Genomic DNA, 20,963 nt, shown 5'->3' on the forward strand with positions numbered 1-20,963 from the left:
GAACTTAAAAGTATTCGTTAGCACAGTTTTCTGAAATGTGAGTATCGTATATCAGCGTAGGTAGGACAATTAAAACATGATAGACACAATTGATTTTGTCAGTCTTATTCATCCAGCTTTAGCGATCGTCTTTGTCTTTCCGCTGACCGGGATTGTGGTTCAATACTCACTTCAAACTCGAAATCGCCGACTCCAGATTGCAAAAGGTCAAAAAAGCGCAATCTCTGGAACCGTTGGCACTCAGCATTTGCGGATGGGACGCTGGCTCAGTAATTCAATCGTTGGCGTAGCTTTAATCGGGTTAGGCTATGCCATTTTTTCTAAAGTGTTGAAGGCTCCTCCCGAACAGCAAAACGGCATTAGAATCGTGCTGCTGCTGGTTTTATTTGCCCTGACGATCGCTTCTCTGGTGCTGCTCAACATCGCTAACGGCAAACTGCAACGCGGCGGATTCGCCACCCTGACTGGAATCGGTCTGGTGCTGCTTGGCTGTCAACCAGAAGTATTTCGGCGCGGCTTTGAGTGGTACGTTTCCCATTACTACTACGGCATCGCGGCGGCAATGCTAATGATTTTCTCGCTGGCGATTTTTCCTGAGATTTATCAGGATCGATCGAATCGCTGGCGCAATGTTCATGTCGTTCTAAACTGCGTCGCGGTGCTGCTGTTTATCGGTCAAGGTTTTACGGGAACCCGCGACCTGCTAGAGATTCCTGTAAGCTGGCAACAACCCTACATCGAGCAGCTTTATATCAACAACTGCCAGACCCAGCCTTGTACAGTTCAGCCCAGGCAATAGCGATCCTCAATCGGGGAACGGCTTCGCCTTCGGCTATCACCAATTTATCCATCGGAAAACCAGACCCCTGGATTCGGCGCTCGATACAGTCGATCAGGGCAAGATTAGGCTAGAATTATGACGGCTTCTTTACAGAAGTTGATGAATCTCTGACCCCGCTGAGAAGCCGTTACATTTATTTTTGACTCGCTTAATCTCTCACACTGGACTTTTTATGACGCTTCCCATTCGTAATGTTGCCATTATTGCCCACGTTGACCATGGCAAAACGACGCTCGTTGATGCTTTGCTGAAGCAGTCCGGCACATTCCGCGAAGGGGAAGAAGTTCCAGACTGTGTGATGGACTCCAATACCCTGGAGCGCGAGCGTGGCATTACCATTCTGTCTAAAAATACGGCAGTTCACTACGGCGATACCCTGATTAACATCGTAGACACTCCTGGTCACGCGGACTTTGGCGGCGAGGTTGAGCGAGTGCTGGGCATGGTAGACGGCTGTATTCTGATTGTCGATGCCAATGAAGGTCCGATGCCCCAGACGCGCTTTGTGCTAAAAAAGGCTCTGGAGAAAGGACTGCGCCCGATCGTCGTCGTCAACAAAATCGATCGTCCGCAGGCAAATCCTTTTGGAGCGATCGATAAAGTGCTGGATCTGTTCCTGGAATTAGGCGCAGACGATGATCAGTGCGAATTTCCTTATCTGTTTGCGTCAGGACTGGCAGGCTTCGCCAAAGACCAGATCGAAGATGAATCAGTAGACATGAAGCCGCTGTTTGAAGCCATTCTGCGCCACGTTCCGCCGCCAGTTGGCGACCCGGAAAAGCCGCTTCAGCTTCAGGTGACAACGCTCGACTATTCCGACTACTTAGGACGAATCGTGATCGGGCGTATTCATAACGGCACGATCAGAATGGGTCAGCCTGCTGCGCTGATTAAAGAGGATGGGTCGATCGTCAAAGGCAAAATTACAAAGCTGCTTGGCTTTGAAGGGCTGAAGCGGATCGAGATGGAAACGTCTTCCGCCGGAAACATCGTCGCTGTATCTGGCTTTGCCGATGCCAACATTGGCGAAACGATTACCTGCCCGAATGAACCGCAAGCACTTCCGCTGATCAAGGTTGATGAACCCACGCTGCAAATGACCTTCTCGGTCAACGACTCGCCTTTTGCCGGACAGGAAGGCAAGTTTGTCACCTCACGTCAGGTGCGCGATCGTCTGATGCGCGAACTGGAAACTAACGTGGCACTCCGCGTCGAAGAAACCGATTCGCCTGATCGCTTTGCGGTAGCCGGACGGGGTGAACTTCACCTGGGCATTCTAATCGAAACGATGCGTCGGGAAGGCTACGAGTTTCAGGTATCGCAGCCGCAGGTCATCTACCGCGAAGTCAGCGGTCAACCCTGTGAGCCTTATGAATTGCTGGTGCTGGATGTTCCCGACGATGCGGTTGGCGGCTGTATGGAGCGGCTCGGTCAGCGCAAGGGCGAAATGCAAGATATGCAGGTCGGCGGCAACGGTCGAACTCAGCTTGAGTTTGTGATTCCGGCACGGGGTCTGATTGGCTTCCGGGGCGATTTTATGCGCCTGACCCGTGGCGACGGCATCATGAACCACAGCTTCCTCGACTATCGCCCACTTGTTGGCGAACTAGATATGCGCCGCAACGGTGTCCTGATTTCCTTCGAGGAAGGTACAGCCACTTTTTACGCAATGAAAAACGCTGAAGATCGGGGAGTCTTTTTCATTACGCCCGGCACAAAGGTCTACAAAGGCATGATTGTGGGCGAACACAACCGTCCGCAAGACCTGGAACTGAACGTCTGCAAGGCAAAGCAGCTCACTAACCACCGGGCGGCCAGCGGCGATGAACTCGTCCAGCTGCAAGCTCCGGTAGACATGAGCCTGGAACGGGCACTGGAATACATTGGTCCCGATGAGCTGCTAGAAGTCACTCCGACTTCGATTCGTCTGCGGAAAATGAGCAAAAAGCTGGCGAAGCGATAAGTTAACTTCGATTGTTAGTTAATTGAATTAAATTCTTAAGGTGGGCAGTCTGTCCGCCTTTTTTTGTGCTGTTTCTTATCCGTAAGCGGGGCGAGGGGGAGCAGTTCGGGTCATAATGGTGACCTTTCAAACATCCTCTAAGACTAATCAGATAAGACTAATTCAATAAGTTTCCTCATCGCAGTCAGGAAATACAAAAGGCGATCGAATTAACAAAAGCAACTGCCATAAACCCTAACTTTGTAAGGAAATTGGCAGTCGCTTTAGTACAGTATTCTATTAACGCAGCAAACTAATGCAGCAAACGGTGAAATGTCCGTTTTAGTGGCGGTTTCCAAGCCATTTAGCGGCAACTGCGCCCAGGGCTGCACCCACCATCGGATTGCTGATAAATTTCAAGATTGCTGGCTGGTCTGCCAACACTTCCTGGAAGATATCCGGGTGATAGTGATAGGCAAAGGAAGCCAGTTTGCTCACATCATCTGCCGTCATGCGTCCAGGGGTGTGGGTTGATAAGCCGAGCTGCTTTTCTAGATCGTGATCGCTCAAACCGCGCTTCTTAAACTGATGAAAAAACTCCCGCGCGACATCATCCCGCTCGTGAGAATGAATTTGAGCCACGGCTTTCTGCAATTCCGGCTCCATCTGGTTAGTAGGAATTCGGTCGGGGTGGAACGATCGTCCAAAGATGGCACGTCTTTCTTCACGGGTCGAGCGACGGGCAAAATCGTCGAAGTTTTCGTATTCCTTGCCGCTGCTGACATCATCAAGTTTTTCGCTGTTGCCTTTCGCCAAATCTTGCATGATCTGACGCTTATATTCATCATGACTTGCCATGAGTCGTCTCCTAAAGTATCAATTGCTTGCTGAGAATTAGCTCCCCAGCATGGCTATGGGTTTGTGCGAGTGCTTTTACCGAATGAGTGCGCAATCATGCCAATTGGTATCGCGTGAATGGCATTAACCGCTTTAACCCTGATAGTTCACCTGCTGCGTTTTGCTGTCGTATTTTGCAGTCAAGATAAGCTGCTTATCGGGTGCATAAACCAGAACGGTTAGATCATGGTTAGGCGCACTGCGGCGAAATCCCTGTGCCAGCGATCGAGCGAGCGGCTTCACATCATCCGGTCGAACTTCCTTTGAAATCACAACGCCAAGCTTATCGTTGTCACGCACATAAGCATCTTTGATTAAGCCGTGGCTAGTTTGAATTACCCAGTCTGCATACTGGTCGCCCTGAGTTGTATCACCCCGCGACAGATTATCGAACTGACCAACTCTGTTGAGACTGTGATCGGGTGCCGTGCTAGCTTCTGGAGTTGCCGTACTGCAAGCAACGGATGTCATTAAAACAAAAATTGCCATGAATGCCACAAGAATGCGGCGAATTTGATGCCATTGATTCATTTTTTGTTCCTCAATTTTTATTCCTCTGCAATGTATCAAAATGTTTCAAAAAATGAGCGCGCTCGTTTTTATTGCGTTACCGTTTCATGTTCTATTCACGCTCGCTTTGTTGCGAATCACATCATCCTTGGGATAGGCAGAAGATTAATCTAGCCCTTCTGATAGAGCCACTAAAAGATATTCTTTTAATCAAACAATTCAATCAATTACTTTGCCTTCAAATAAGATTGCAGTTGTGCAATCGTTTCATATTCACGCTGAAAGCAGTCTAATAATCGCTGATAAACCGGAAAGAGCTTCTGATATTGAGCAGTGTGGGCAGCAATCGGCTGGTGTCGCAATGTTTCGCCGATCATGGCTGTGCTAAGGGTGAGCGAATCAATGAAACCCAACGCATAAAGCCCTACAATTGCCGCTCCTAAACAAGAACTTTCGTGCTGTGCCGGAATGGTAATTTCCCGATCGAAAATGTCTGCCATCATTTGCCGCCAGAGAGCCGATCGTGCAAAGCCACCTGTTGCCTGAATGCGTTTCGCCGTACCTGCAAAATCTTCGAGTGCCTGAAGCACAATGAGCAAATTGAACAGCACCCCCTCTAGTACCGCACGGGTAATATGCGCCCGCGTGTGATTCAGGGTTAGCCCAAAGAAAGACCCGCGTGCATTTGCATTCCATAGCGGCGATCGTTCCCCCAGCAAATAGGGATGAAATAGCAGCCCATCCGCGCCCGGGGAAACGGCTTCTGCCTGCTGCATTATCAGGTCATAGGGGTCTTGTCCCCTTTGCTTTGCCAGCGCAACCTCGGCATCGGCAAACTGATCGCGCACCCATCGCAGGGCAATTCCACCATTATTGACTGCGCCGCCAATAACCCAGTGCTGCTTGGTCAGTGGATAGCAAAATAGCCGCTCCTGCGGGTCCGTCACCGGACGATCGATCACTGCCCGAATTGCCCCACTCGTCCCGATCGTCGTTGCAAATACACCCGGCTCGATCGCCCCCACGCCCAGATTAGATAACACCCCATCACTGGCTCCCATCACGATCGGGGTTTCTGGCGCAATGCCCATGATTGCCGCAAAGTCAGTTTGGATTGGCTTTAGCAAATAGGTGGTCGGAACCAGTTCGGAAAGCTGGGCAGGCCGAACTCCAGCGATGTCTAATGCTTCACTATCCCACTCCAGACGATTTAGATTCAGCAGTCCGGTTGCAGACGCGATCGAGTAATCCACGACATAGCGGCGCGTCAGCCGAAAAAAGACGTATTCCTTGATAGAAATAAACCGTGCTGCCTGCTGAAACAAATCGAGCTGGTCTTGCCGCAGCCACAGCAGCTTCACCAGGGGAGACATGGGGTGAATGGGCGTCCCGGTTCGTAGATAGATTTCGTGTCCCTGACCCGATTGCTTTAAAGACTGTGCCCAGGCTGCGCTGCGGTTATCCGCCCAGGTAATGCTGCGGGTCAAAGGGCGATCGTCCTTATCCATCAGAATCAGACTGTGCATCGCTGAACTGAACGATAAACCAACAATTTCGCCTGGCTTTGCCCCGCTCGCCTGAACAACTTGCTGAATCGTTTTCAGCACCGCCAGAAAAATCTCGTTTGGGTCTTGCTCTGCGGTTGCCGGAGTTGGTGAATAAAGCGGATACTCAATCAATGCCTGCTGCACTGCCTCACCCGCCAGCGTAAACAGGACTGCCTTGGTGCTAGTGGTTCCAATATCAACGCCGATAAGGTAGCGATCGGTTGTCATAACTGTTTTGCAAACGGAACTGAGCAAACGAAATCTATAGGAAGAAGCTTTTCAGGAGCGCAACGTTTCTTTTTCACTCATGCCCTCTCAACTGAATAAAAGCCCGTTTTGAAGCGCAACAAGTTGACCCTGAACTGAAAGAATCTCAAGGGCAAGGTCCAGGAAACGTTGGAGATAATTAAAGCTGCTCAAATGTTGTTCTGAATGTTGCCCTGCAAGATTGAGCGCAAACCTAGAACAGCTTTTTCGACAACCGACCTGAAACGACAAAATTCAAAACCTGAGGCAATTTCAGCCACTATTGGCTTTATCGTTTACCAAAAGCGCAATTTTATTGTAGTTATATTAACTGGCTAAGATTTAAACGTGAATCAGCCTATAGTTACAGGAGAAACACAGCAGTAGGAGAGGTTTTTGAAGCGCGCAACTCATCCTCAAGCAGGACTGAAAGCCAAATAAAAAGCAGCCCGTGAGGACTGCCTATCTGTACGCAAATGCCTTTCAGGTTTTGTTCTCCAGTGGTTTTATAGTACCGGTTTACCTTCTTCAACTTCCTCTACCTTTAGGTAGAGAGGGATATTACGGATTGCGGTTGAGCCACTTAGCCTGCATGAGAACGATCGCCCCTTTGCAGGATGAACAATTCTCAGCCTTGAGTATTATCTCAGCCTTGAGCATCAGAAGTCCTTGCGGCATTATTAAGACGATCGCTCACCCGCCGCAGCACTCCGTTAATAAACCGATGTCCCTCGTCGCCGCTATATCGCTTCGCTAGCTCAACCGCTTCATTGATTGCTACCTGTGGAGCCAGTCCCAGCACCCACATTTCCGTCACCGCAATGCGTAAAATATCTTGATCAACTCGCGCTAAACGATTAAGCTGCCAATCTACCATTGACTCACCAAGCAGGTGATCGACCTTCGAGCGGTTTGTCTGCACCTGAGTCAGCAGTTCCATCGCATAGGCACGGACTTCTTTCTGATTTACAAGCTGAATAAATTCAGGCAGCTCCAGGGATGCTCCAATTCGATTGATCGCCTTTTGGGTTAGCTCGATCGCTTCCGTCACCATTGCTTTTGCACTGTTGAGGTCAATCGCTCTGGTTTCACTGGTTAGCAGTCGATCGCTCCCGCGACTAAGTTCTGCCGCAGCCGTTTCCAGCGTGTCTTGTACCTCAGTCGTCAAAGTTCGGATCGCCGCCAAAACAATATCTTGAAGCTGCTGGGTCTGAAGCTGCTGCGGCTTACTGGGAAGCTGACCAACGCTGAGCAGGGCGAGTTCACGGGCAATTCTGCGAGCTTGCATATTGATTGACAAGGTTCTGATCGAGCTTTGTCATTGTAGCAAGAGGTGAAGGGATGAGGAGGTGCGGGGGGATTTGAGTCAGACGAGAGGCTACCTTTGAAACGGGATCCGAATCCTGACGAGCCGATAAATCCCTGCCTCTGCGATCGCCTCATACTGTCTCGGTCGCAGCTTTGCTTCGCGGATTTTCACATCTCGTCCCAGCAGCAAAATACTGGGCGGTATGGGATTCGCAGTGCTGAGATCGCGCAGATCTTTAATCACATCGTCCGGGTCAGGGATGAATTCAATTTGACGATCGGTATAAAACACAATCGATGGTTTACCAAAGCCAATCATCACGATCGGTTCATTCGGCTGCTGCACCTGCACAATCTTCTGGGAAAGCTGTCGTAAAGGAAGCTGTCGTTCTGCATCCATCAAAGCAGCAGCGGGCATCAGGGTTAGCAGCACAAAGGCAACAAAACCGACCAGATTCACCGCCCAGAGCCATCGTCCCTGACGACGCAGCAGAAAAATCAATCCAACGATCGCCACAGTCGCCCACGCAACGCCACCCCAAACTTCAATTCCTGCCTGACGAAGCGCATTTGGCAAGTTCGGCAGTTCCGGGTCGTCTCCTAGCCAGTTTGGGCTGTAATACACTGCCCATGCCAAACCAAACAGCACTGCCACATTCACGGCATGACTGACCCAGGCAAATCGATTGCTCCTTGGGTTAAGGCTTGGGCGGCTCATCTGGTCACTCCAGAACAGCGCAACCAAAATCGCACTTGCAGGCAATAGCGGAATCGTATAGCTAGGGAGTTTGGTGACGGCGATCGTAAAAAACACAAACACGATCGCAAACCAGATCAGCGCAAAGACTCCGAGGTGACTAGAGCGGGGCTGCTGCTGCCAGGAATGCCGCTTCCAAAATCGCAGTTGGGCAAAGGCGGCAGGTAAATGAATCGACCAGGGCGCAAAGGCAGCAGACACAACCAGAAAGTAAAAATACCAGGGAGCCGAGTGACGGTTCACCACCTGGGTAAATCGCTCGATGTTGTGATAGCCGAAAAAAGACTCAATAAACGCATCGCCGTTCGCCAGCGTCACCAAAATGTACCAGGGCACAGTAATCGCCGCAAAAATCAACGCGCCCTGAATCAGCTTCAGTTCTCGCAGCACAGTCCACAGGTTTCCCATATAGAGGAGAAACGCCAGCACAATCATGCCGGGAAGCACGATGCCGACTGGTCCTTTTGTGAGCACTGCCAGCGCGCTCAAAACATAGGCAGCAATGTACCAGCGATGTTGCGTCTTCGCCCGATCGGGCTGAGCATAGCCGCAAAAAAACGCCAGCAGCGAACCGCCAATACAGCCGTTGAGCAGCATATCGGATACGCCCGTCCTGCCCCAAACGATCGTCTGCGGATTCAAAACCATTGCAGCAGACCCGACCAGGGCAGCAATCCAGAGCTGACGGTCAATTTGCGGAGGAATGGGCCTTTCTGCCGCTTGAGCTTCACCGGCTTCGATCGCCCTTGCCGGACGCGCAAACCCAAACCGACGCAGCGTATAAAACCCGATCGCTGCCAAAAAAGTGCCTGCCAGCGCAGAAGGAAAACGGGCTGACCATTCATTCACGCCCACCGTCTGGTAGGCAACCGCCATGATCCAGTAAACGAGCGGCGGCTTGTCAAATCGCGTGGTTCCATTGAAGTAAGGCGTAATCCAATCGCCCGTAATCTTCATCTGCCGTGCTGCCTCCGCAAAAAGCGGTTCGGTTTCATCCACCAAGCCGATGCTGCCCAGATGCAGCCAAAATGCAATCCCAGTTGCTAAACCAATCCATACAATGGCAAATATCCAGGCGTGATTGGTTTGAAACTGCCACTGCGAGGTGGCTTTGGATAGATCTACCTTTCTCATGGTCTCACTGGCACAGATGGAGTCGATCGCGATCGGGTTCAGACCTTACTTTATCGAAGTCTGGTCATTTTCCGTAGCACGGTGGAGTGATTCTCCTGAGTACTGTCGGATTAAGAACTTCAGGAGTTCCCTGGCTGTAATTGCGGTAAATGGCTCCAGCAAATTATCAGAATTCCTGCTAAAAAAAAGCTGCGAATAGACAGTCTCCTGCATTACAAAGCCTGCATACCTCTTGTCTATCAGTAGAGTGAATTTAGTAAAGCGAATTCAGTAAAGCGAATACAAAGTAAAACGCTGTAGGAAGGTGCTGATGAGCAGAATTAAGAATATTATTTTGGTTCACGGTTTTTGGGTTAATGGCTCTTGCTACAGCAAAATTACTCCACCGCTACTAGCGGAAGGCTACGAAGTGATTGCCGTGCAAAACCCACTCACCTCTTTGGCTGATGACGTTGCGGCAACGAAACGTGCTTTGGCTCGCGTCGAAGGAAATTGCCTTCTCGTGGGGCATTCGTGGGGAGGGTTCGTCATTACCGAAGCTGGTAACGATGAGAAAGTTGCTGGCTTGGTGTATATAGCGGCGGTTGCTCCCGATCGCGACGAATCGATGATTGATCTGCTGACTCAATACACTGCCCCTCCCGTGCTGCAATATGTTGAGGAGCAAGATGGGTTTCTTTGGCTGTCCAAAGAAGGAATGCAAAAGTCCTTTGCAGGCGACCTTCCGGCTGAAGAAGCTGCCTTGCTTTACGCGACTCAAACTGCGGCACCTGCATCGCTGTCGCAAACAAAAGCAACTTCACAACCTGCATGGAAAAATAAGCCAAGTTGGTATATTGTTGCAAACTCCGACCAGTCCGTTTCGCCCCATTATCAGCACGATGCCGCAAAACGAATTGGAGCAACCACTACCGTGCTGGAATCCAGCCACGTTCCAATGCTTTCGCAGCCAGGAGAAGTTTTAGCAGTGATCAAAGACGCGACGGCGATGAGCCACTTATAAACCCACTGCTTAAAGAACATGCGAATGGCTCTCGTCTGGATCATCGGCGGCACTCAAGAAAGCGCAGCGTTAGTCCGAGCGCTTGTTGCTTCGGGCATTGCTTGCATTGTTACAGTCACCACAGAATCCGCCCGATCGCTTTACCCCAGTGATCCCTCAGTTCAAATTTGGGTAGGACGATTGCAACCTGAAAGCCTGCTGCGTTTCCTTCAAAACCACTCAGTTCTCTGTATCGTGGATGTCTCCCATCCCTTTGCCGTAGCAGTTTCTCAGATGGCGATCGACGCTTCGATCAAATATCAGTTGCCCTACCTGCGCTATGAGCGGCAATCGGTTGCATCGGATGGAATTCACTTCAGCAGTTTTAATGCATTGTTTGCCAGCGATCGATTAGCCGGAGAACGGGTGCTGCTCACGATCGGCTATCGCCCCCTGATGCTCTTTCAACCCTGGCAAACGCGATCGACCCTCTTCGCCCGAATTTTGCCTTCCCAAGTTGCACTAGAAACTGCCTTAAACGCCGGATTCACCCCCGATCGTCTGATTGCCCTGCGCCCTCCAATTTCGATCGATCTGGAACGCGCCCTCTGGCAACAGTGGCAAATCTCCCTTGTCGTTACAAAGGCATCAGGTTCCGCCGGAGGGGAAGACACCAAACAGCAAGTTGCAAATGAATTGGAGATTTCTTTAATCGTGATCGATCGTCCCCCAATCCAATATCCCCAACAAACGCAGGAGATCAAAGCTGCGATCGAATTCTGTCAGCGTTGCCTTTCCTGACCCGCAACCTTCGCAATTAGCGATCGGCAAGCATTCCTTTCGCAGGCTCCCCATTCCAAAAAACTCAAAGTCCCCCGTTGATGGGGAATTTAGGGGGTTGGATCCCGCAACTGGCCCCGTTTTCTGCGTTTAAGAAGCTGTCGAATTTGATTCCAGCTCGATCGCTTGATTGTTATACAGGCTCATCGCCTTCGGCACTCCCTCTTTCAGACTCAGCTCGATCGCCTTCACCACCAGATCCAGCACTTCATTCATCACTCGACTTTCTGCCACTGAAAATCGTCCCAGCACATGATTCACCACCTGGGTATCTGGATTCGCGTTCTTTCCTTTTGGACTGCCAATTCCAATTCGCATTCGCGGGAAATTCTGACTATTCAGATGCGAAATGGCTGACTTCATGCCGTTGTGTCCGCCCGCTGAACCAGACTGCCGCAGCCGCAAACGACCGATCGGCAAATCCATTTCGTCATAAATCACCAGAATTGCTTCTGGCGGAATTTTGTACCAGTCTGCAACAGCGCGAATTGACTGCCCGGACAGATTCATATAGGTCAAAGGCTTCAGTAGCCGAATCTTTTCCCGATAGCTGCCCTGCCCCTCACCGAAAATGCCCTGAAACTTACGATTTTCACCCAGCGGAATTTTCCAGACTTGAGCGAGCCGATCGATCGCCTCAAAGCCAATATTGTGACGGGTTTGATCGTATTTTGTACCCGGATTGCCCAGCCCCACAATAAGCTGTGGCTTCACCTCCGAGGAAGAAGTCGCGGATGCCATAATTTATGAGTTGAATTTAGCCTTGCTGAGAGCTCGCCGCTTCAGGGGTAGTTTCAGAATGAGCTGCTTCCGGTGAATCTGCGATCGTCGCATCAACAATTTTAGTTTCTTCAGCAGGTGTAAGAGCCTTAGGAGCCGGAGTTTCAAGGGTTGCCTTAATCGGCTCATTCACTGATTTCTCAATTCGCTCTGCTTCTCGCTTAAATTCATTCTCAAATTCTTTCGAGGCTTCCTGGAAACCACGTAGTGCTTTACCCAGGCTTCGACCGATTTCAGGCAACTTCTTGGGACCAAAAATCAGCAGTGCCAGCACCAGAATCAGGGTCATTTCGGGTAAGCCAATGCCGAAGAAATTCATGCTTCTTCCTCTCTAAGCGATCGAACGTCTCACAAGATCTAGTGTAGTTTCCTGGTAGACAATTCACTTGTCCGATCGAGTAATTTTTCTATGCAAAAATCCCCAGACGAAGCCGGGGATCAATTTGAAATAAATAATTGAATTAGCGATTGAATTAGCTTCCGAGGCTTGACCAGTCCACGTTCACGCCTTCTAGAATGAGCGAGGAGTTGTAAATCTGAAGAATAATCAACAGGAACACAAAGAACAGTCCCATAAAGACTGCCATCAGAGGCGTAGTTCCCCAACCGGGGGCAACTTTACCGTATTCAGAGTTAAGGGGCTTAAGAACATCTCCCAACCGAGTCCGCTGTGCCATGTGTTACCCTTTCTAAGCGTTCTAAGATTTTAACGATCCGTAATATTATAAGGATAATACTATTGATGAATTTCTCAAATATGGAACCCGCAACAGTTCTTAGCATTACGATCGCCGTCTTCCTGGTGGCAATCACTGGGATCTCAGTCTACACTTCGTTTGGACCACCTTCAAGAGAATTGGAAGATCCTTTTGAAGACCACGAAGACTAGAAGCAGAGCCACTGCTAAAGCAAAGCTCCTGTTGTCTGCTCCCGTCTCTCACAGTGGATGTCTCGTGGTTTGTACCTGGCATCACTTACTTTCGCTGAGTCAACTTCTCAGCTTTTCTCATGCCCTGCTTCACAGGGTTTTTCTATTGCAGAAGATTACTTTTATGAGAAACTGCATAAAAGCATCAGGCAACTGAGACTCCTTCCAGTGCTTCTGCTTCTGTATTGAGAATCTGAAATACAGAATCCATCATTGTCACTTCAAAGACTAACTTCGCCTCTGGATGCACATCACATAGGCGAAAGCTACCTTTCCCCTGGTCTGCATCTCGCATTCCCGCAACAAGAACTGCTAAGCCGGAACTGTCAATAAAACTGACCTGGCTTAGATTAATCACTACATTTGGACTGACTTTGGCAATACAGTCCTGGAGTTTAGAGCGGAACTGTGATGCAGTTGTGATGTCCAATCGCCCAGTTGGTGTGAGGACAAGAATCGGTTTACCAGACTTTGTTTGATAAAGAGTTTGCTTCACTGCAATTGCCATCTTAGGTAAGGGAGCGGAATGAGTCTCCTTCGCTTTGCTGCCTTTTAACCTGCTGCGTGTGATTTAAGCGAACGATGAGAAACGATTAGCGATCGATAACCGTCTTGCAGCTTTTCTTTGAAAGTGCGGCAGGCTTACTTCTTAGCTTTCCCGCTCAACGATAGATCAGAGACATCAAACATCAAAATGTTTTGGATTGATGCTCAGACGGACGAAAGCAGCCTAAAAAACAACCTATGCCAACTGCGATCGTTGAAACATAGGCTGCTCAGATTTATCAAGATATTCGGTGCCGAAATAATGCTGTGCTATGCAGCCGTAATATAGTCCTGCAACGGCTTCCAGATAAAGCTGCGACCGCCCCCCATCTCCACAACAACTTTCACCTTTGGTTCGATCGTTGGCAGCGTGGTCAAAAACTGTAGCTCTTGCTGAGACAGCACAAAGCCCTCAAGCAGCCAAATCACTAAACCTTTCGAGTTCGCTGGAAGTGCCTCTAGCTGAGACTGAATGGCAGGCGGCAAATAATATACATAGCCCACTGCTCCTTCACGACCGGTATTCTTCTTACCCAAGTGGGGAGGACGCACGCCATGAGTCCGCAGCAGATAGGCAGGCAAGTCGCCCAGTCCTCTCGCGGTAATGTGCATCATGCCATAGCCCGTAGCTCGCAGCCGCCGCTGATACCGTCCTTCGTGTCCGCCCTCTAGAGGCACAGACACCCCTACCGATCCAGAGGTCTCTAGCCCGCGAATAAAATCCTTGCCAGTCGTAATTAATGCCATAAATCCTGCTTGACCTTATAAATAATAGGCAGAATGGCTATCCCATCATGAACCGCTCGCCGCATCAACCGACAAATGCCATGAATTAGCATTCCGGGCAATCATTGCGGACTTACAACCCTAGATTATAAGGGTCACCCGATCGTCGAGCAAGCGCATCTACATTCAGGACGGCGATCCAGCCTCCTGCATTCCTAATTAACCTAATAAGCAGCACCAATGAATTAGATAATTAGACCGTAGTACTGTCTCTAGCCGATTCTGTAAGCTCTTCTGTACCTAGCTGAATGACACCAATCAAGCTTTGAGTCTAGGGATCAAGACCAGTTGGAGAATTCACGTTGAGGAGGGAGGGTTTAACCCTAGCGTTTCTTGTTGAATTGAACTCAACAATGACTGCACCAAAGGCCAGCGATCGCCAAGGGGCAACTGCAATGCCTGGTTTTGTAATTCCTGCAATGTTATCTTTCAATTTATTTTAGAGTGCTGCTGACATTCCCAGCCTTAATGCGTCTCCTGCGATCGCCCTACTTCGTCCCGTCCTACCCTATAGACAAATCCGAAATCATTCGCTATGATAAGTAGCTGTTGCCAAAATTGGACAGCAAATTTTTCTCTGGTATTGAGTGTGGGGAAACGCCTGTCGTTTGATTGAGTCCCAGCCACATTTCAGAGGGCTGAGTTGATTCGTTGGAAATCTAGCGTTGCTGGAAGGCACTTCCTGAGCGAAGTTCATCTACCCGTCACCTGCCGGAATTTGCTGAAAGGTCTGGTTTGAGGATACTTAGCGAACATTGTTCACTAAAGTCCTAAGCCAATTTGGGCTGACTGCGTCAGGTTAATCAGGAGATTGGTTAGCTTCTTGCGCGTTCAATCCTATAAGTGAAACAGCATTCACAGAATAACTGTGTGGTTCTCTTGAGCCTTGGCTGAAGGGAGCCTGCATAGTCTGTGTTTATTTGGAGCCAAATGGACTGTTGAGGCGATCGCAGTTCTGCTCCTTATGCAAACCGCGAGAAAGGGGGATTCGTCACAGTGTCTGTTGGCATTCTCGGCACAAAAGTAGGCATGACTCAGATTTTCGACGAGGCGGGCGTTGCGATTCCTGTCACCGTCGTTCAGGCGGGTCCATGCACCGTTACACAGGTTAAAACCAAGCAAACCGATGGCTACACTGCTATTCAGGTGGGCTATGGCGCAATTAAAGAAAAGGCAATTAATAAGCCTGAGATGGGTCACTTAGCGAAAGCGGGTGCAGGTCCGCTGCGTCATTTGCACGAGTATCGTCTGGCAGACCCCAGCGAGTTCGAGCTAGGACAGCAGTTGACCGTCGATCGTTTTGAAGCGGGTCAAACCGTGGATGTGGTCGGAACCAGTATTGGTCGTGGCTTTGCAGGCTACCAGAAGCGGCACAACTTCAAGCGGGGTCCGATGGCGCACGGTTCTAAGAACCACCGTCTGCCCGGTTCCACGGGTGCAGGTACAACCCCCGGACGGGTCTTCCCCGGTAAGCGGATGGCAGGTCAGTTGGGTGATGCCCGCGTCACGATCCGTAAGTTGACTGTGGTTCGAGTCGATGCAGAGCGCAACCTGATCCTGATCAAAGGTGCGCTGCCGGGTAAGCCAGGTGCGCTGGTGAATATCGTGCCTGCAAAGTTAGTCGGACGAGCGAAGTAAAACGATCGCCCCCAGGACGCTAATTCCACAGCAAATTCCTGGCGGCAGTGCCCAAGAGAGAGTAGAGACGACCTATGGTTGACTGTGTAGTAAAAGACTGGCAGGGTGCGGAAGTGGGTCAAGCTTCCCTGGAACTGCGAGTTGCTAAAGAAACAAGTGCTGCTCACGTAGTGCATCGGGCACTGGTGCGGCAGATGAACAACGCTAGACAGGGAACGGCTTCCGCAAAAACCCGCGCAGAGGTCAGCGGCGGCGGTCGTAAGCCCTGGAGGCAAAAGGGAACGGGTCGGGCAAGAGCCGGTTCTAACCGTTCACCCCTCTGGCGGGGCGGTGGCGTGATCTTTGGACCGAAGCCACGCGACTACTCGACCAAAATGAACCGCAAAGAGCGTCGTTTGGCACTCAGAACGGCTCTGGTCGGTCGGAACCAAGACCTGGTTGTGGTGGCTGATTTTGTAGATCAACTGCCGCGTCCCAAAACGAAGGAGCTGGTTCAGGCTCTCACGCGCTGGGGAGTTGAGGCAGATTCTAAGGTGCTGATCATCACCGCCGATCGCGAAGACAACGTTTATTTGTCTGCTCGCAATATCGATCGCCTCCGGCTGATAACGGCAAGCAACCTCAACGTATTTGACATTTTGAACGCAGACAAGATTGTAATTACCCAGTCTGCGATCGCCAAGATTCAGGAGGTTTACGGTGAAGATTGATTCTCGCGCTCTTCCAGATTTGATCCGCCGTCCCTTAATTACGGAGAAGGCGACTCTGCTGCTGGAACAGAACAAGTATGTGTTCGAGGTTTCCCCTAAAGCTGATAAATATCAGATCAAAGCGGCGATCGAAGAACTGTTTGATGTCAAGGTCATAAAGGTCAATACGCAAGTCCCTCCCTATAAAGCGCGTCGTGTCGGACGGTTCCAGGGCAATCGCCCTCACTACAAGAAGGCGATCGTGACTCTGGCAGAGGGTGACTCGATTACGCTCTTCCCCGAAGTCTAGCCTCTGAGGATTTTAAATTATGGGTATTCGTAGCTATCGACCTTATACACCCGGAACCCGTCAGCGGGTAGTTGTTGATTTCGCTGAAATCACGAAGTCTGAACCGGAAAAATCGCTAACGACATCCGTCCATCGGAAAAAGGGACGCAATAACCGGGGCGTAATCACTACTCGTCACCGGGGCGGTGGACATAAAAAGCTCTACCGCATCATCGATTTTTACCGCAACAAGCACAATATTCCTGCGAAGGTCGCGGCGATCGAGTATGACCCCAACCGGAACGCTCGAATTGCGCTGTTGTACTACCAGGACGGTGAGAAGCGGTACATCCTGCATCCGGCCAATCTGGCGGTGGGCGCAACGGTAATTTCTGGTCCTGAGGCTCCGTTTGAAATCGGCAACGCGCTGCCGTTGGGCAATATGCCGCTGGGTACGACAGTTCACAACGTTGAACTGGTTCCTGGTAAGGGCGGTCAGGTTGTGCGGGCAGCAGGCACTGGCGCACAGGTCGTTGCAAAGGAAGGCAACTATGTCACCCTGCGTCTGCCTTCGACAGAAGTTCGCCTAATTCGCCGCGAGTGCTATGCCACGATCGGTCAGGTGGGTAACGCGGAAGCCAGAAACGTGAGCCTGGGTAAAGCGGGTCGCACTCGCTGGAAAGGACGTAGACCGGAAGTGCGAGGCAGCGTGATGAACCCAGTAGATCACCCGCATGGTGGTGGTGAAGGACGTGCGCCGATCGGTCGTCCCGGTCCGGTTACGCCTTGGGGTAAGCCTGCTCTGGGCGCGAAGACTCGCAAGAAGAAGAAGCTGAGCAATTCATTGATTGTCCGCCGTCGTCGTCGTACCTCGAAGCGGGGTCGTGGCGGACGGGAGGCATAATTCGCATCTGCGTTCGGCCAACCTCTCGTCTAAGAACAGCTTGAACGCAGTATGTATCGCTCTTTTTGTTCCGTCTAACGTTCATCACAAGGTTAACTGGTAGCCATGTCTCGCTCGCTTAAAAAAGGTCCGTTTGTTGCTGACCACCTGCTTAAAAAAGTTGAAAACTTGAACGCCAAGGGCGACAAGCAGGTGATCAAAACCTGGTCGAGAGCTTCGACGATTCTGCCTCAAATGATCGGACACACGATCGCCGTACACAACGGACGACAGCACGTTCCGGTCTATGTGACAGAGCAAATGGTCGGTCATAAGCTCGGAGAATTCGCGCCGACTCGCACCTTCCGGGGTCACGCGAAAAGCGATAAGAAAGCCCGTCGATAAAAAAAATAGCCGCTCTAGTCGGTCTTAGTTCAATAGAAACTTATCGCTAGAAGCTAGGAGAAAACGATGCCAACCATTAGTTCTGATGAAGTAAAAGCTGTCGCCCGCTATATCCGGATGTCGCCCCATAAGGTGCGTCGTGTGCTGGATCAAATTCGGGGACGCTCCTACCGGGAAGCCCTGATTGTCCTGGAATTTATGCCTTATCGCGCCTGCGACCCAGTGCTAAAAGTGCTTCGCTCTGCGGTTGCGAACGCTGAACATAACGTTGGGTATACCCCTACTGACCTCGTAATCACTCAGGCATTTGCGGATCAGGGACCTGTACTGAAGCGATTCCGTCCCCGTGCTCAAGGGCGTGCCTATCAAATCCGCAAGCCGACCTGCCATATTACGATCGCCGTCGCCCCAGGCGAATCTGCGGACTAGATCGAAGGCTAAGACTTGCAATTCATACTTTCTGACTATTACGAGGACAAACCGTGGGACAGAAAATTCATCCAGTCGGCTTTCGTCTCGGCATTACCCAGGAGCACAAGTCTCGCTGGTTTGCCGATGCGGGTCGCTATCCAAAACTGCTTCAGGAGGACTACACGATCCGCAACTTCCTGGAAAAGAACCCGATGAAGCTCAAGAGCCTTGAGAGTCCGGGCATTGCCATGATTCGAATTGAGCGCAAAGCGGATCAGATTGACCTCGAAATTCATACCTCTCGTCCGGGCGTCGTCGTCGGTCGGGGTGGACAGGGGATCGAGGAACTGCGAACCAACCTGCAAAAGGCATTGGGCGACAGCAACCGCCAGATCCGGATTAATGTGGTGGAAGTGGCGCGAGTCGATGCCGATGCTGCTCTGATTGCAGAAAACGTGGCACAGCAGCTTGAGCGTCGGGTTTCCTTCCGTCGTGTTGTGCGTCAGGCTATCCAACGGGCGCAGCGGGCTGGAATTGAGGGAATCAAGATTCAGGTGAGCGGTCGTCTGAACGGGGCAGAGATTGCGCGGACGGAATACACCCGCGAAGGCAAGGTTCCCCTTCATACGCTGCGAGCAGACATTGATTTTGCTTACAAGACGGCTCAAACCATCTACGGGATTCTGGGCATCAAGGTCTGGGTGTTCCGAGGCGAGATTATTCCTGGACAGGAAGAAGTGGCTCCGGCATCTGCTCCTGCAAACCAGCCCCGTCGTCGTCAGCCCCGTCGTCGTCAGCAGTACGAAGACCGCTCGAACGAAGGTTAAACAGAACTCCTACATCTGATCAAAGGTACTCAAGATGTTAAGTCCTAGAAGAACTAAATTCCGCAAGCAGCAGCGCGGGCGGATGAGAGGGTTAGCCACTTCAGGCAATGAAATCAACTTTGGTGATTTTGCCCTGCAAGCCCTCGAACCCACCTGGATTACCTCGCGTCAAATCGAGGCAAGCCGACGAGCCATGACCCGCTACATTCGCCGGGGTGGAAAAATCTGGATTCGGATTTTCCCGGATAAGCCTGTGACAATGCGCCCGGCAGAAACCCGGATGGGATCTGGTAAAGGAAACCCAGAATACTGGGTGGCAGTCGTGAAGCCGGGTCGGATTCTGTTTGAGATTGCGGGTGTTCCTGAAGCCACTGCCCGCGAAGCGATGCGTCTGGCATCCTTTAAGCTGCCGATTAAAACGAAGTTCATCATGCGCGAAGCGGAGGAGTCGTAATCATGGCTCTGCCTAAAATCGACGAAGTAAGAGAAATGGGTGATCAGGACATTAGTGACCAGATCGCCTCGGTGAAAAAAGAGCTGTTCCAGTTGCGCTTTCAAAAGGCAACCCGTCGTCTAGAGAAGCCGCATCAGTTTAAGCATCTGCGCCATCGTTTAGCGCAGCTTATGACGGTGGAACATGAACGGAAACTTGCAGCAGCGCAATCATCCCTTGAGTCCCAGCCTGCAAGCGAGGAGAAATAAGCAATGGCGGTGAAAGAGAGAGTTGGTCTGGTCGTTAGCGACAAAATGGACAAGACCGTCGTGGTCGCGGTAGAAAACCGATCGCCCCACCCGAAGTACAAAAAAATCATGGTTCGCACCAAGCGATTCAAGGTACACGACGAAGAAAATAAGTGCAAAGTGGGCGATCGCGTTCGTATTCAGGAGACACGCCCGCTGAGCCGCACCAAACGCTGGACAGTCGTAGATATCCTCGGTGGCACGACTAGCGCGTAATTAACGGTGAACGTGATTAGTTGAACCTGTTTATTTGAGGATTAAGAGGGAGACGAACTGTGATTCAGCAAGAGACCTATCTCAATGTGGCGGACAACAGCGGCGCAAGAAAGCTGATGTGTATCCGCGTTCTCGGCGGCAACCGTCGCTACGCCAACGTAGGTGACGTGATTATTGCCGTGGTGAAAGATGCGCTGCCGAATATGGCGGTTAAAAAGTCGGACGTGGTACGGGCAGTCGTCGTACGCACCAGAAAGGGTCTGCGTCGCGATAGCGGCATGAGCATCCGGTTTGATGATAACGCCGCCGTGATCATCAACGCTGAAGGAAACCCCAGAGGAACCCGTGTGTTTGGTCCGGTTGCCCGCGAATTGCGCGATAAGAACTTCACCAAGATTATTTCGCTGGCTCCAGAGGTGCTGTGATGAAGAAAGGAACCAAGGTTCGCTACAAAATGCACGTCAAGAAAGGCGATACCGTCCAGATCATTTCTGGCAAAGAGAAAGGCAAAGTAGGTGAAATTCTGAAAGCTTTTCCCGAAACCAGCCAGGTGATCGTGCAGGGCGTTAACGTCAAGACGAAGCACATCAAACCCCAGCAAGAGGGTGAGTCGGGGCAGATTCAAACGATCGAAGCTCCGATCCACAGCTCGAACGTGATGCTGTATTCCAACAAGCAAAAAGTGGCAAGCCGCATCTGCTACACCGTCAACACGGATGGCAAAAAGGTGCGAATGCTGAAGAAGACTGGGGAAATCATCGATTAGTGTTTGATTCTTTACAAGAAATATCCCTGACCAAGACCAGGGAATTTATGGAGA

Annotated in this window: 27 protein-coding genes; 17 read left to right on the forward strand and 10 right to left on the reverse strand. The window is 50.8% G+C overall.

What is annotated here, in order from left to right; genetic code table 11:
- The first annotated feature begins 79 nt into the window (after positions 1 to 79).
- Both NDA02_RS13555 and typA read left to right on the forward strand, forming a co-directional pair.
- Positions 80 to 799 carry a DUF4079 domain-containing protein gene (locus NDA02_RS13555; RefSeq protein ID WP_348255114.1) on the forward strand — a complete coding sequence of 240 codons (720 nt, stop codon included), beginning with the start codon at positions 80 to 82 and terminating at the stop codon, positions 797 to 799.
- Between the two features lie 214 nt (positions 800 to 1,013).
- Positions 1,014 to 2,804: a translational GTPase TypA gene (typA, locus tag NDA02_RS13560; RefSeq protein ID WP_190794607.1), complete on the forward strand. Its 1,791-nt coding sequence runs from the start codon at positions 1,014 to 1,016 to the stop codon at positions 2,802 to 2,804.
- 321 nt (positions 2,805 to 3,125) lie between these two features.
- Here the strand turns inward: typA and NDA02_RS13565 are convergent, their stop codons facing one another.
- The 5 genes from NDA02_RS13565 to NDA02_RS13585 all read right to left on the reverse strand — a co-directional run bounded on the left by NDA02_RS13565 (position 3,126) and on the right by NDA02_RS13585 (position 9,182).
- Positions 3,126 to 3,641 carry a hypothetical protein gene (locus NDA02_RS13565; RefSeq protein WP_190794608.1) on the reverse strand — a complete coding sequence of 172 codons (516 nt, stop codon included), beginning with the start codon at positions 3,639 to 3,641 and terminating at the stop codon, positions 3,126 to 3,128.
- Positions 3,642 to 3,773: 132 nt separating this feature from the next.
- Positions 3,774 to 4,211, reverse strand: a complete 438-nt coding sequence (locus NDA02_RS13570; protein WP_190794609.1) for a hypothetical protein — start codon at positions 4,209 to 4,211, stop codon at positions 3,774 to 3,776.
- A gap of 206 nt (positions 4,212 to 4,417) precedes the next feature.
- Positions 4,418 to 5,965, reverse strand: coding sequence for a gluconokinase (gene gntK, locus NDA02_RS13575; RefSeq protein ID WP_190794610.1), 1,548 nt, complete (start codon positions 5,963 to 5,965; stop codon positions 4,418 to 4,420).
- Positions 5,966 to 6,629: 664 nt separating this feature from the next.
- Positions 6,630 to 7,271, reverse strand: coding sequence for a transcription antitermination factor NusB (gene nusB / locus NDA02_RS13580; RefSeq protein ID WP_190794611.1), 642 nt, complete (start codon positions 7,269 to 7,271; stop codon positions 6,630 to 6,632).
- 90 nt (positions 7,272 to 7,361) lie between these two features.
- On the reverse strand, positions 7,362 to 9,182 hold the full coding sequence (locus NDA02_RS13585) for a glycosyltransferase family 39 protein (RefSeq protein WP_190794612.1): 1,821 nt from the start codon (positions 9,180 to 9,182) through the stop codon (positions 7,362 to 7,364).
- Between the two features lie 310 nt (positions 9,183 to 9,492).
- Between NDA02_RS13585 and NDA02_RS13590 the strand changes: the two genes are divergently transcribed.
- Both NDA02_RS13590 and NDA02_RS13595 read left to right on the forward strand, forming a co-directional pair.
- On the forward strand, positions 9,493 to 10,185 hold the full coding sequence (locus NDA02_RS13590) for an alpha/beta hydrolase (RefSeq protein ID WP_190794613.1): 693 nt from the start codon (positions 9,493 to 9,495) through the stop codon (positions 10,183 to 10,185).
- A gap of 24 nt (positions 10,186 to 10,209) precedes the next feature.
- Complete coding sequence (locus NDA02_RS13595; RefSeq protein WP_190794614.1) at positions 10,210 to 10,965, forward strand: cobalt-precorrin-6A reductase; 756 nt, start codon at positions 10,210 to 10,212, stop codon at positions 10,963 to 10,965.
- Positions 10,966 to 11,094: 129 nt separating this feature from the next.
- Here NDA02_RS13595 and pth read toward each other — a convergent pair whose 3' ends face one another.
- The 3 genes from pth to psbH all read right to left on the reverse strand — a co-directional run bounded on the left by pth (position 11,095) and on the right by psbH (position 12,461).
- On the reverse strand, positions 11,095 to 11,745 hold the full coding sequence (pth, locus tag NDA02_RS13600) for an aminoacyl-tRNA hydrolase (RefSeq protein ID WP_190794615.1): 651 nt from the start codon (positions 11,743 to 11,745) through the stop codon (positions 11,095 to 11,097).
- A gap of 16 nt (positions 11,746 to 11,761) precedes the next feature.
- Positions 11,762 to 12,103 (reverse strand): TatA/E family twin arginine-targeting protein translocase, encoded by a 342-nt coding sequence (locus tag NDA02_RS13605; protein WP_190794616.1) that lies wholly within the window; start codon positions 12,101 to 12,103, stop codon positions 11,762 to 11,764.
- A 154-nt stretch (positions 12,104 to 12,257) separates the two neighbouring features.
- A complete protein-coding gene (psbH, locus tag NDA02_RS13610) occupies positions 12,258 to 12,461 on the reverse strand; it encodes a photosystem II reaction center protein PsbH (protein WP_088892590.1) in 204 nt (67 codons plus the stop codon).
- Positions 12,462 to 12,541: 80 nt separating this feature from the next.
- On the opposite strand from psbH, the gene psbN reads away from it, so the two are divergent.
- Positions 12,542 to 12,673, forward strand: coding sequence for a photosystem II reaction center protein PsbN (gene psbN, locus NDA02_RS13615; protein ID WP_190794629.1), 132 nt, complete (start codon positions 12,542 to 12,544; stop codon positions 12,671 to 12,673).
- A gap of 184 nt (positions 12,674 to 12,857) precedes the next feature.
- Here psbN and NDA02_RS13620 read toward each other — a convergent pair whose 3' ends face one another.
- Together NDA02_RS13620 and NDA02_RS13625 are read right to left on the reverse strand one after the other, a co-directional pair.
- Positions 12,858 to 13,220, reverse strand: coding sequence for an STAS domain-containing protein (locus NDA02_RS13620; protein WP_190794617.1), 363 nt, complete (start codon positions 13,218 to 13,220; stop codon positions 12,858 to 12,860).
- Between the two features lie 308 nt (positions 13,221 to 13,528).
- Positions 13,529 to 14,005, reverse strand: a complete 477-nt coding sequence (locus NDA02_RS13625; protein WP_190794618.1) for an NAD(P)H-quinone oxidoreductase subunit N — start codon at positions 14,003 to 14,005, stop codon at positions 13,529 to 13,531.
- A gap of 1,035 nt (positions 14,006 to 15,040) precedes the next feature.
- Here NDA02_RS13625 and rplC point away from each other — a divergent pair.
- From rplC to rplX, 12 genes are all read left to right on the forward strand, one after another.
- Positions 15,041 to 15,682, forward strand: a complete 642-nt coding sequence (gene rplC, locus NDA02_RS13630) for a 50S ribosomal protein L3 (protein ID WP_190794619.1) — start codon at positions 15,041 to 15,043, stop codon at positions 15,680 to 15,682.
- A gap of 74 nt (positions 15,683 to 15,756) precedes the next feature.
- Positions 15,757 to 16,392 (forward strand): 50S ribosomal protein L4, encoded by a 636-nt coding sequence (gene rplD, locus NDA02_RS13635; RefSeq protein WP_190794620.1) that lies wholly within the window; start codon positions 15,757 to 15,759, stop codon positions 16,390 to 16,392.
- A complete protein-coding gene (locus NDA02_RS13640) occupies positions 16,382 to 16,681 on the forward strand; it encodes a 50S ribosomal protein L23 (RefSeq protein ID WP_190794621.1) in 300 nt (99 codons plus the stop codon). Before rplD ends, NDA02_RS13640 begins: the two co-directional genes overlap by 11 nt.
- Before the next feature lie 19 nt (positions 16,682 to 16,700).
- Positions 16,701 to 17,564 carry a 50S ribosomal protein L2 gene (gene rplB, locus NDA02_RS13645; protein ID WP_190794622.1) on the forward strand — a complete coding sequence of 288 codons (864 nt, stop codon included), beginning with the start codon at positions 16,701 to 16,703 and terminating at the stop codon, positions 17,562 to 17,564.
- Positions 17,565 to 17,669: 105 nt separating this feature from the next.
- Positions 17,670 to 17,948 (forward strand): 30S ribosomal protein S19, encoded by a 279-nt coding sequence (gene rpsS / locus NDA02_RS13650; RefSeq protein WP_190794623.1) that lies wholly within the window; start codon positions 17,670 to 17,672, stop codon positions 17,946 to 17,948.
- Positions 17,949 to 18,014: 66 nt separating this feature from the next.
- Positions 18,015 to 18,377, forward strand: coding sequence for a 50S ribosomal protein L22 (gene rplV, locus NDA02_RS13655; protein ID WP_190794624.1), 363 nt, complete (start codon positions 18,015 to 18,017; stop codon positions 18,375 to 18,377).
- Positions 18,378 to 18,430: 53 nt separating this feature from the next.
- The gene (rpsC, locus tag NDA02_RS13660; RefSeq protein WP_190794625.1) at positions 18,431 to 19,186 is read left to right on the forward strand and encodes a 30S ribosomal protein S3; all 756 of its coding nucleotides are present in this window, start codon (positions 18,431 to 18,433) and stop codon (positions 19,184 to 19,186) included.
- 34 nt (positions 19,187 to 19,220) lie between these two features.
- Positions 19,221 to 19,640 (forward strand): 50S ribosomal protein L16, encoded by a 420-nt coding sequence (gene rplP / locus NDA02_RS13665; protein ID WP_190794626.1) that lies wholly within the window; start codon positions 19,221 to 19,223, stop codon positions 19,638 to 19,640.
- A 2-nt stretch (positions 19,641 to 19,642) separates the two neighbouring features.
- Positions 19,643 to 19,888 carry a 50S ribosomal protein L29 gene (rpmC, locus tag NDA02_RS13670; protein WP_348247663.1) on the forward strand — a complete coding sequence of 82 codons (246 nt, stop codon included), beginning with the start codon at positions 19,643 to 19,645 and terminating at the stop codon, positions 19,886 to 19,888.
- 3 nt (positions 19,889 to 19,891) lie between these two features.
- A complete protein-coding gene (rpsQ, locus tag NDA02_RS13675; protein WP_348247664.1) occupies positions 19,892 to 20,143 on the forward strand; it encodes a 30S ribosomal protein S17 in 252 nt (83 codons plus the stop codon).
- A 59-nt stretch (positions 20,144 to 20,202) separates the two neighbouring features.
- Entirely contained in the window at positions 20,203 to 20,568 is a 366-nt protein-coding gene (gene rplN / locus NDA02_RS13680) for a 50S ribosomal protein L14 (RefSeq protein WP_190789674.1), read from the forward strand.
- Positions 20,568 to 20,909, forward strand: coding sequence for a 50S ribosomal protein L24 (gene rplX / locus NDA02_RS13685; RefSeq protein ID WP_242067089.1), 342 nt, complete (start codon positions 20,568 to 20,570; stop codon positions 20,907 to 20,909). The genes rplN and rplX overlap by 1 nt, the downstream gene beginning before the upstream one ends.
- Positions 20,910 to 20,963: the final 54 nt, after the last annotated feature.

It is taken from the genome of Leptolyngbya sp. ST-U4, assembly GCF_039962215.1.
Taxonomy (GTDB): Bacteria; Cyanobacteriota; Cyanobacteriia; order Elainellales; family Elainellaceae; genus Leptolyngbya_A.

Excerpts from the sequence above, each read along its gene's own strand:
- NDA02_RS13570 (WP_190794609.1), bottom strand. The coding sequence starts at position 4,211 with ATGAATCAATGGCATCAAATTCGCCGCATTCTTGTGGCATTCATGGCA.
- psbN (WP_190794629.1), top strand. The coding sequence starts at position 12,542 with ATGGAACCCGCAACAGTTCTTAGCATTACGATCGCCGTCTTCCTGGTG.
- rplD (WP_190794620.1), top strand. The coding sequence starts at position 15,757 with ATGGTTGACTGTGTAGTAAAAGACTGGCAGGGTGCGGAAGTGGGTCAA.
- NDA02_RS13585 (WP_190794612.1), bottom strand. The coding sequence starts at position 9,182 with ATGAGAAAGGTAGATCTATCCAAAGCCACCTCGCAGTGGCAGTTTCAA.
- nusB (WP_190794611.1), bottom strand. The coding sequence starts at position 7,271 with ATGCAAGCTCGCAGAATTGCCCGTGAACTCGCCCTGCTCAGCGTTGGT.
- NDA02_RS13565 (WP_190794608.1), bottom strand. The coding sequence starts at position 3,641 with ATGGCAAGTCATGATGAATATAAGCGTCAGATCATGCAAGATTTGGCG.
- pth (WP_190794615.1), bottom strand. The coding sequence starts at position 11,745 with ATGGCATCCGCGACTTCTTCCTCGGAGGTGAAGCCACAGCTTATTGTG.
- NDA02_RS13595 (WP_190794614.1), top strand. The coding sequence starts at position 10,210 with ATGGCTCTCGTCTGGATCATCGGCGGCACTCAAGAAAGCGCAGCGTTA.
- NDA02_RS13590 (WP_190794613.1), top strand. The coding sequence starts at position 9,493 with ATGAGCAGAATTAAGAATATTATTTTGGTTCACGGTTTTTGGGTTAAT.
- NDA02_RS13605 (WP_190794616.1), bottom strand. The coding sequence starts at position 12,103 with ATGAATTTCTTCGGCATTGGCTTACCCGAAATGACCCTGATTCTGGTG.
- psbH (WP_088892590.1), bottom strand. The coding sequence starts at position 12,461 with ATGGCACAGCGGACTCGGTTGGGAGATGTTCTTAAGCCCCTTAACTCT.
- rplP (WP_190794626.1), top strand. The coding sequence starts at position 19,221 with ATGTTAAGTCCTAGAAGAACTAAATTCCGCAAGCAGCAGCGCGGGCGG.
- rpsS (WP_190794623.1), top strand. The coding sequence starts at position 17,670 with ATGTCTCGCTCGCTTAAAAAAGGTCCGTTTGTTGCTGACCACCTGCTT.
- typA (WP_190794607.1), top strand. The coding sequence starts at position 1,014 with ATGACGCTTCCCATTCGTAATGTTGCCATTATTGCCCACGTTGACCAT.
- rpsQ (WP_348247664.1), top strand. The coding sequence starts at position 19,892 with ATGGCGGTGAAAGAGAGAGTTGGTCTGGTCGTTAGCGACAAAATGGAC.
- NDA02_RS13620 (WP_190794617.1), bottom strand. The coding sequence starts at position 13,220 with ATGGCAATTGCAGTGAAGCAAACTCTTTATCAAACAAAGTCTGGTAAA.
- gntK (WP_190794610.1), bottom strand. The coding sequence starts at position 5,965 with ATGACAACCGATCGCTACCTTATCGGCGTTGATATTGGAACCACTAGC.
- rpmC (WP_348247663.1), top strand. The coding sequence starts at position 19,643 with ATGGCTCTGCCTAAAATCGACGAAGTAAGAGAAATGGGTGATCAGGAC.
- rplX (WP_242067089.1), top strand. The coding sequence starts at position 20,568 with ATGAAGAAAGGAACCAAGGTTCGCTACAAAATGCACGTCAAGAAAGGC.
- rplB (WP_190794622.1), top strand. The coding sequence starts at position 16,701 with ATGGGTATTCGTAGCTATCGACCTTATACACCCGGAACCCGTCAGCGG.
- rplV (WP_190794624.1), top strand. The coding sequence starts at position 18,015 with ATGCCAACCATTAGTTCTGATGAAGTAAAAGCTGTCGCCCGCTATATC.
- NDA02_RS13625 (WP_190794618.1), bottom strand. The coding sequence starts at position 14,005 with ATGGCATTAATTACGACTGGCAAGGATTTTATTCGCGGGCTAGAGACC.